This window comes from Streptomyces sp. NPDC059456, from assembly GCF_042750055.1.
In the GTDB taxonomy this organism is placed as follows: Bacteria; Actinomycetota; Actinomycetes; order Streptomycetales; family Streptomycetaceae; genus Streptomyces.
Genome location: NZ_JBHYVA010000389.1, coordinates 1 through 7902, shown reverse-complemented (window position 1 = coordinate 7902; position 7902 = coordinate 1). Strand labels below are relative to the sequence as shown.

The following is a 7902-nucleotide window of genomic DNA, read 5'->3' as shown; positions in this document are numbered from 1 at the left end:
ATCTACCACCCATCATTCGCCGGCCGCGTCTTTGGTGTATACGCGACCGGGGGGCGGGGGCGGAGGGGACCCCGGGCCCCCGGGGGCGGGCCGGGGACCGGCCCCGCCCGCCCGGGCCTCAGCCGTCGGCGCCGAGGATCAGTCCGGACGTCGGTACCCCGGTACCGGCGGTGACCAGGGCACGGGCGGCCTCCGGCACCTGGTTGACGGAGGTGCCGCGGAGCTGGCGGACGGCCTCGGCGATGCCGTTCATGCCGTGCAGGTACGCCTCTCCGAGCTGGCCGCCGTGGGTGTTGAGGGGCAGCGCGTCCGCGGCGACGAAGTCGGCGGCCTCGCCGGGCTTGCAGAAGCCGAACTCCTCCAGCTGCATCAGGACGAACGGGGTGAAATGGTCGTAGAGGATGCCGACGTCGATGTCCGAGGGCCGCAGTCCGCTGGTCCGCCACAGCTGCCGGGCGACCACGTCCATCTCCGGCAGCCCGGTGAGGTCGTCGCGGTAGAAGGAGGTCATGGCCTCCTGGCGGCGGCCGGCGCCCTGCGCGGCCGCCGTGATCACCGCGGGCGCGTGGCGCAGGTCCCGGGCCCGCTCGGTGCTGGTGACGATGACCGCCTGACCGCCGTCCGTTTCCTGGCAGCAGTCCAGCAGCCGCAGCGGTTCGACGATCCAGCGCGAGGCGGCGTGGTCGGCGAGGGTGATGGGCTTGCCGTGGAAGTACGCGGCGGGGTTGTTCGCGGCGTGCCGGCGGCCGGTGACCGCGACATGGCCGAACGCCTCGGGGGTCAGGTGGTACGCGTGCAGGTAGCGCTGGGCGGTCATGGCCACCCAGGAGGCCGGGGTGAGCAGCCCCCAGGGCAGTGCCCAGCCGAGCGCCGCACCTTCTGCCGAGGGTTCCCGCTGTTGCACCCCGGAGCCGAAGCGCCGGCCGGAGCGCTCGTTGAAGGCGCGGTAGCAGACCACGACCTCCGCGACCCCGGTGGCGACGGCGAGGGCGGCCTGCTGGACGGTGGCGCAGGCGGCGCCGCCGCCGTAGTGGATGCGGGAGAAGAAGGAGAGGTCCCCGATGCCGGCGGCCTGGGCCACGGTGATCTCGGGGCTGGTGTCCATCGTGAAGGTGACCATGCCGTCGACGTCGGCGGGGGTCAGCCCGGCGTCGTCGAGGGCGGCGTGCACGGCTTCGACGGCGAGCCGCAGCTCGCTGCGGCCGGAGTCCTTGGAGAACTCGGTGGCGCCGATGCCGGCGATGGCGGCGCGCCCGCCGAGCGTGTCGCGGTGCCGGACGCTCATGCCGCCGCCTCCGGCGTGACGGTGACCGTGACCGTGCCGGTGACGTGGTGGCCGATGCCGTTGGCGCCGACGATCCGGATCTCCGCCCGGCTCCCGTCGACCGCGATCACGGTGCCGGTCAGGACCATGGTGTCGCCCGGGTAGTTGGGCGCGCCGAGCCGGATGGCCACGGCGTGCAGGACGGCGCCGGGTCCGAGGCGGTCGGTGACGTACCTGCCGACCAGGCCGTTGGTGGTCAGGATGTTCATGAAGATGTCCGGGGAGCCCTTCTCGCGCGCGAGCGGGGCGTCGTGGTGCACGTCCTGGTAGTCGCGGGAGGCGATGGCGCCCGCGACGATCAGCGTGCGGGTCACCGGTATCTCCAGCGGCGCCAGTGTGTCGCCGACGTTCATGCGTGGTCCCCCTCGGGTGCGGCGTGGTCGGACAGGAGCGCGCCCAGCTCGGCCAGCAGCTCGCTGCCGCAGCCCAGGTACGCGTCCAGCTGGCGCCCCCAGAGGAAGTGCCGGTGGACGGGATGGTCCAGGTCGGCGCCCGTCCCGCCGTGCAGGTGCTGGCCCGCGTGCACGACGCGCTTGCCCGCTTCCGAGGCCCACCAGGCCGCGGTCAGGGCGTGCTCGCGCGCCGGAAGTCCCTCGTCGATCCGCCAGGCCGCCTCGTACGCGGTGACCCGGATCGCCTCGGTGTCCATGTGGGCGTCGGCCGCGCGCAGCATGACCCCCTGGTTCGTGGAGAGCGGCCGGCCGAACTGCTCCCGGGTGGAGGTGTACTCGACCGCGCGGGCCAGGGAGCCCGCGCAGACCCCCGCCTGGAGCCCCGCGAAGGCGGTGCGGGCCGTGGCCAGGACCGCTTCGTAGGCCCGGCCGTCCCCGAGCCGTTCGGCCTCTGCCCCGGCCAGGACGAGCCGCCCCGCCGACCAGGGCGCGGTGGTCTCCACCTCGGGCGTCCCGACGCCGGACGCGTCCGTCCGGACGAGCCACAGGGCCCGGTCCGCGTCCGGGACCAGTACGTGCGTGGCGTCCCGCAGCCAGGGCACGACGGGAGCGGTCCCGGTCAGCCGGCCGTCCGGCGAGGCGGTGATCCGGCCGCGTGCCGGGAAGGCGCCGGTGGCGATCGCCCCGCCCGAGCCCAGGGCGGGCAGCAGCCGGGCGCGCTGTTCGGTGCTGCCGTGCGCGGCGACGGGCAGGATCCCGTACGCGCAGGTGGCGGCGTACGGAACCTGCGCGGTGGTGCGGCCCTGTTCCTCCAGCAGCAGCACCAGGCCGAGCAGGCCGATCTCCTCCACGGCGGCGGTCAGTCCGGCGGCGGTGAGGGCTTTCCACAGTTCGGCGTCGCTGCCGGTGCCGGCCGCTGCGAGGCGCTCGTGGGTGGCGAGGTCGCGGAAGATCCGGGCCGCGAGTCCGGCCGCCTCGGCCTGTTCGTCGGTGGGGTGGAAGTCCATCAGCCCTCGCTCCCCCGGAAGACCGGCAGTTCCAGGTCCTCGTCGACACGCAGGAATTCCAGCTGCACGGGCATCCCGATGCGCACCTTGTCGTACGGGACTCCGGTGATGTTGCTGACCATGCGGACGCCTTCGGCGAGTTCGACGAGCGCGACCGCGTACGGAGGGTCGAAGGCGGGGAAGGGCGGGTGGTGCATGACGACGTGGCTGAACACCGTGCCGGCTCCGGAGGCCTCGACGGTGTCCCAGTCCAGGCTCGCGCAGCTGTTGCAGCCGGGCAGCCAGGGGAAACGGAGGTTCGCGCAGGCAGTGCAGCGCTGGATCAGCAGCCTGTGTTCGGCGACCCCGTCCCAGAACCCCTGGTTGTCGCGGTTGACCACCGGACGGGGCCGCCGGGCCGGTGGCTTCTTCTCCCGGGGGGCGGCGGGCGCGTACTTGAGGATCCGGAAGCGGTGGGTTCCGGCGAGCTCGCCGTCCGCGCGGACGTCCATGCGGGTGGTCACGAAGTGGCCGGTGCCCAGCTTGGTCGTCTTGCGCGGGGAGACGGACTCGATGACGGCGTCGTAGGTGACCGTGTCGCCGGGGCGCAGCGGTCGCAGGTACTCCTGCTCGCAGTCGGTGGCCACGACGGAGGTGCAGCCCGCGTCGTCGAGCAGGGTGAGGAGCTCGTCGTAGGCGGAGGAGCGGTCGCCGTGCCCGGAAAGCCCTCCCATCGTCCAGGCCTGGAGCATGGTGGGCGGGGCGATGGCGTCCGGGCCGGTGTAGGCGGGGCTGGTGTCGCCCATCGCCTCGCACCAGTGGCGGATCATGGGCAGGTTGACGGGGTCCTTGCCCTGGCCCGCGGTGGCGGCGGGCCGCCCTTCGAAGGTCTTGAGCAGCGCGTGGAACCGGGTGGCCGCCTCGGCGCCCGCTGCCTGGTCCGCCGTGGCGGTCATCGCTTCCTCCCCTTCATGCCGAGCCGCATCATGGCGACGATCTCCCGCTGGACCTCGCTCACCCCGCCGCCGAAGGTGTTGATCTGCGCGGCCCGGTTCATCCGCTCCAGCTCGCCTCCGGCGAAGGCCTCGGGCCCCCGTACGAGGGCTTCCTCGCCCACCACTTCCTGGCACATCCGGTACACCTCGACGGTGGACTCGGTGCCGAGGAACTTCACGCCGCTGGCGTCCCCGGGGGCCAGGCTGCCGTCGCCGACGTCCTGGACGAGGCGCCAGTTGAGGAGGCGGACGGCGGCCAGCCGGGCGTGCGCCTCGGCGAGCCGGGACTGCACCCAGGGCCGGTCGGCGGGGCGTTCGCCGGTGACCGGGTCGGGGGTCCGAGCGTGCCGGAGGGCGCCCTCGTAGAAGTCCTCGGCCTGCATGCCGATGGCGGCGAGGGCGACCCGCTCGTGGTTGAGCTGGTTGGTGATCAGCCCCCAGCCGCCGTGCTCGGGGCCGACGAGGTGGCCGGCGGGCACGCGGAGGCCGTCGTAGTACGTCGACGTGGTCGTGAGGCCGCCCACCGTCTCGATCGGGGTCCATGCGAAGCCGGGGGCGTCGGTGGGGACCACGATGATCGAGATGCCCTGGTGCTTGGGGGCGTCGGGATCGGTGCGGCAGGCGAGCCAGATCCAGTCCGCGTTCTGGGCGTTGGAGGTGAAGATCTTCTGGCCGTCGACGACCCAGTCCGCTCCGTCGCGCACGGCGCGGGTGCGCAGCGAGGCCAGGTCCGTGCCCGCCCCGGGCTCGGAGTAGCCGATGGCGAAGACGGTCTCGCCGCTCAGGATCCGGGGCAGGAAGTAGTCCTTCTGCTCCGGGGTCCCGTACTTCATCAGGGTCGGGCCGACGGTGTTGAGGGTGACCATGGAGACGGGGGCGCCGGCCCGGTACGCCTCGTCGAAGAACACGAACTGCTCTTCGGGGCCGCGCCCTTGGCCGCCGTACTCGGGGGGCCAGCCCAGGCCGAGCAGTCCGTCGGCGCCGATGCGGCGCAGCAGTGCGCGCTGGGCGGCGGGATCCTCGGGGGGTCCGTCCGGCAGCAGATCGTGGAAGTACTCCCGCAGTTCGGCGCGCAGCCGCAACTGGCCTTCGGTCGGGGCGAGGTGCACGGCGCAGGCCTCCCGGCGTCACATCATCGAGTGAACCTGACTGTCCGTCAGATTCCCTGTCGATGTCAAGGCGGGAGCCGGTGCTCGAACGCACGAGGGCGCCCGCCCCACCGGACCCCAGCCGGTCCGGTGGCACGGGCGCCCTCAAGACTCAGAGGACACGGGGAGCAGCTACCACCACGGGTGGAAGTTGACTGCGAGGTTGCCCTGCTGGATCGCCGTGAAGGCCGAGCCGTTGACCTGCGCGTTGTTGTTCTGGTTGGACGCACCGGAGCCGGTGGCCACCTGCTGCGAGGTGGACGAGTTGCCGCTGTTGTTCCCGCCGACACCGCTGCCGACGATGCCGGCGACGCTCGCATTCGATCCGTCGTTCGCGAAGGCGCCGTTGTCGGCCGCGGCCACACCGCCGAAGAGGGCGACGGCGAGGGGGAGGGCGGCGACGGCGGCGAAGACGCGGGCGGTACGGATGCTTGCCATGAGTGAATCCTCCAGAAAAGCGAAGTGGGAGCCGTTCCAAGGCAGTTGGCCGACCGCCTCGGTCGTTCTCTGTGGTGACGACGTCGCGACACCAGAGTTGCCCACCGAATCCCCGGCGAACCACCCCGCACTCCACGATTCCCCCGCAAGCATGAGCAACATCGGATAAACCTCATTCGCATCCCAACACCCCAGGTCAGCGGCTTGAAGACCGCCGAAACCAGGGCCGGGCACGGGAGGAATCGTTCCCTCAAACTCATGTGCACCGAACATGCCGAAGAGGGCCGCGCCGTCCGGGAACCCCACCGTCTCCCGGGTCTGCGACCCTGCCGTGCCAAGCTTCACGCCCCCTGCGCGCCCCCGGCGCCCGCCGGGGTCGTCCTACCGTGCCCCCACTCCGGGGGCACATCGCCGGCGCGATCCTCGGTCGCGACCTGCCGACCGGGCTCGAGCGCCTGCTGCTGGTACTGCCGTTTCCACTGATCCTGCGGTCACTGCGGTGCTGCGGTACTGGGGTACTGGGGTGCTGCGGTACTGGGGTGCTGCGGTGCTGCGGCTGCTGCACTTGGTGTCGGCGCCGGTACCACTCCCGGCTGCCCGCCGCGATCGCACGAGGCGCGCGGTACGCCTAGGCCGTACGGGCGCTACGCGACCAGGCCGAGCTCGTCGCGGCCGGCTCCGACGGTACCCCCGGCCAAGGAGGCGGCCGTGGTCGAGCGGCGGACGGACGGGGCCTTGCCGTGCGCCTCGGCGCGGATCCGCTGCTTGATGGTCGGCGGGAGCGATCCGCCCCGCATCATCGCCCGCCAGCTCCGCCGGCCCATCGGCCGGACCTGCCCGCGTACGGCGACGGCCGCGCGGCGGGAGGCGGCAGGGGCGCAGACGGTGGCGGCAGCGGCCGGGGCGGCCTTGGCGGCCTTGGCGCCGAAACCGAGGGAGGAGAGGAGCGCCACGAGAGCCGCGACGACTGCGGTCCAGAGCGACGAGACGGGGATGCGGTGAGCCATGACGAGGTCCTTCACTTCGCGATGTTCCGACGGGCGGATCTGCATACATTCGTCATGATGTGACCGCAACCGCAGGGCGCCCACCACGCGCGCCGATCTTCCGACAAACACCACTCGAAGGGCCCAACGCAGGCTCCGGACCGAGTCGAGCGCAGAACGGCCTCTGACCGATTTTGCTGGTCAGAGGCCGTTCACATGCGGTGGGTGTGGGATTTGAACCCACGGTGACTCGCGCCACGACGGTTTTCAAGACCGTTCCCTTAGGCCGCTCGGGCAACCCACCTGGCCGGTACAGAGTACCGGCAGGCGGGGGCCGGTCGGGTCAGGAATTCTGGGCCTTGTCGTAGGCCGCCTTCGCCTCGTTGCCGAAGTACGGGCCGAACATCCGGTTGGGCAGGAAGGTGTAGCCGAAGCTGTTGACCGAGACCTGGGTGCCCAGGCCCGTGGCCTCGTTGAAGTCCTGGAACCAGGGGCCGCCGCTGGAGCCGCCGGTCATGTTGCAGCCCAGGCCGTGGTCCTTGGTCAGCAGGAAGTCCTTGCTCGTGTTCCCGCTGCAGTAGACCAGCTTGGTGCCGTCGTACGGTGCGGCAGCCGGGAAGCCGAAGGAGTACATCTTCTTGTTGTAGCCGCCGTTGAACAGGATCCCCTGGGCGCCGACGACCTGGCTGAGCTTCTGCCCGTTCAGCGGGGCGACGACGGCGAGGCCGACGTCCATGTTCATGTCCTCGCTGGCGGCCCACTGGTCGGTGGCGAAGGTCTGGGTGGCCGACCACTGGCCATAGGGCGCGTTCCCGTTCTCGTACCCGGGAACGAAGATCCAGTTGGTGTGCCAGGCGCCCTGGTACTTCACGCAGTGGCCGGCGGTGATGACCGTGCTGCCGTTGGCACTGGTGATCGAGTCGCCGGAGCAGGACGCGGTGCGGTCGCCGAAGGTGAAGAAGACCCGGCCCGACGTCTTGACCACCGCGCCGCCACCCGTCCACGCGCCGCCCGCCTGCGGGAACGACGTCGGGGAGGCCACCGCGGAGGACGCCGCCGTGGGCGCGACCGCCGTCGGGGCGACCGCCGTGGACCGGGCCGCGGCCGGGGCTGCCGCCCGCCGGGTACCGGGCACTGCCGTGACGTCCAGCGGGGTGGCGCTGCGCATCCGCTCGGCGGTCCAGAATCCCTGGCTGTGCTGCTGCCGGAACGAGGCCGGGGAGTCGGCGGCGGCCGAGGGGGTGGCCGCCGTCAGCGCGCTTGCGATCAAGGCGCCCGCCGCCAGGAGGACCGATGCTGCCGTGCGTTGACGATTCACGCAGGACTCCTTCTGCCGTGCCCAGTCCCGGTGGACCGGGCAGGGTGGGGGTGAAGAGCTGTCGGTGCGGATCGGCCGCAGGGTCGCACGCGCGGCACGAGAAGTCAGGAGACGGCCGGAACGTTCGGTCGGTTCCGGCCAGGAATTGGCCAACTCCCTTCGCCGGGAGGGAAGGCGCGGGTGGCGAGAGGCGGCGGCTGCCCGGCATGCGGGAAGGACCGGCCGGGCGGGCCGAGCGGGCGGGCGGGCCGGGCGGGCAAGCCGGGCTTGGCCGGGCGGGCGGGCCTGGCGGGCCGAGCAGGCCGGGCTTGGCCG

At 72.3% G+C, this 7902-nt stretch carries 8 protein-coding genes and 1 tRNA gene; all 9 read right to left on the bottom strand.

What is annotated here, in order from left to right; translation table 11 throughout:
- Positions 1 to 118: 118 nt before the first annotated feature.
- The 9 genes from ACFXA3_RS27775 to ACFXA3_RS27735 all read right to left on the bottom strand — a co-directional run bounded on the left by ACFXA3_RS27775 (position 119) and on the right by ACFXA3_RS27735 (position 7587).
- Positions 119 to 1285, bottom strand: a complete 1167-nt coding sequence (locus tag ACFXA3_RS27775) for a lipid-transfer protein (protein ID WP_385191156.1) — start codon at positions 1283 to 1285, stop codon at positions 119 to 121.
- Positions 1282 to 1677 carry an acyl dehydratase gene (locus ACFXA3_RS27770; protein WP_385191154.1) on the bottom strand — a complete coding sequence of 132 codons (396 nt, stop codon included), beginning with the start codon at positions 1675 to 1677 and terminating at the stop codon, positions 1282 to 1284. The genes ACFXA3_RS27775 and ACFXA3_RS27770 overlap by 4 nt, the downstream gene beginning before the upstream one ends.
- Complete coding sequence (locus ACFXA3_RS27765) at positions 1674 to 2723, bottom strand: acyl-CoA dehydrogenase family protein (RefSeq protein ID WP_385191152.1); 1050 nt, start codon at positions 2721 to 2723, stop codon at positions 1674 to 1676. The genes ACFXA3_RS27770 and ACFXA3_RS27765 overlap by 4 nt, the downstream gene beginning before the upstream one ends.
- A complete protein-coding gene (locus tag ACFXA3_RS27760; protein ID WP_385191150.1) occupies positions 2723 to 3658 on the bottom strand; it encodes a bifunctional MaoC family dehydratase N-terminal/OB-fold nucleic acid binding domain-containing protein in 936 nt (311 codons plus the stop codon). The genes ACFXA3_RS27765 and ACFXA3_RS27760 overlap by 1 nt, the downstream gene beginning before the upstream one ends.
- Positions 3655 to 4806, bottom strand: a complete 1152-nt coding sequence (locus ACFXA3_RS27755) for an acyl-CoA dehydrogenase family protein (protein ID WP_385191149.1) — start codon at positions 4804 to 4806, stop codon at positions 3655 to 3657. Before ACFXA3_RS27755 ends, ACFXA3_RS27760 begins: the two co-directional genes overlap by 4 nt.
- 171 nt (positions 4807 to 4977) lie before the next feature.
- The gene (locus ACFXA3_RS27750; RefSeq protein ID WP_385191147.1) at positions 4978 to 5283 is read right to left on the bottom strand and encodes a hypothetical protein; all 306 of its coding nucleotides are present in this window, start codon (positions 5281 to 5283) and stop codon (positions 4978 to 4980) included.
- A 644-nt stretch (positions 5284 to 5927) separates the two neighbouring features.
- On the bottom strand, positions 5928 to 6290 hold the full coding sequence (locus tag ACFXA3_RS27745) for a DUF6344 domain-containing protein (RefSeq protein ID WP_385191146.1): 363 nt from the start codon (positions 6288 to 6290) through the stop codon (positions 5928 to 5930).
- A gap of 198 nt (positions 6291 to 6488) precedes the next feature.
- A tRNA-Ser gene (locus ACFXA3_RS27740) sits at positions 6489 to 6573 on the bottom strand.
- A gap of 39 nt (positions 6574 to 6612) precedes the next feature.
- Positions 6613 to 7587 (bottom strand): trypsin-like serine peptidase, encoded by a 975-nt coding sequence (locus ACFXA3_RS27735; RefSeq protein WP_385191144.1) that lies wholly within the window; start codon positions 7585 to 7587, stop codon positions 6613 to 6615.
- Positions 7588 to 7902: the final 315 nt, after the last annotated feature.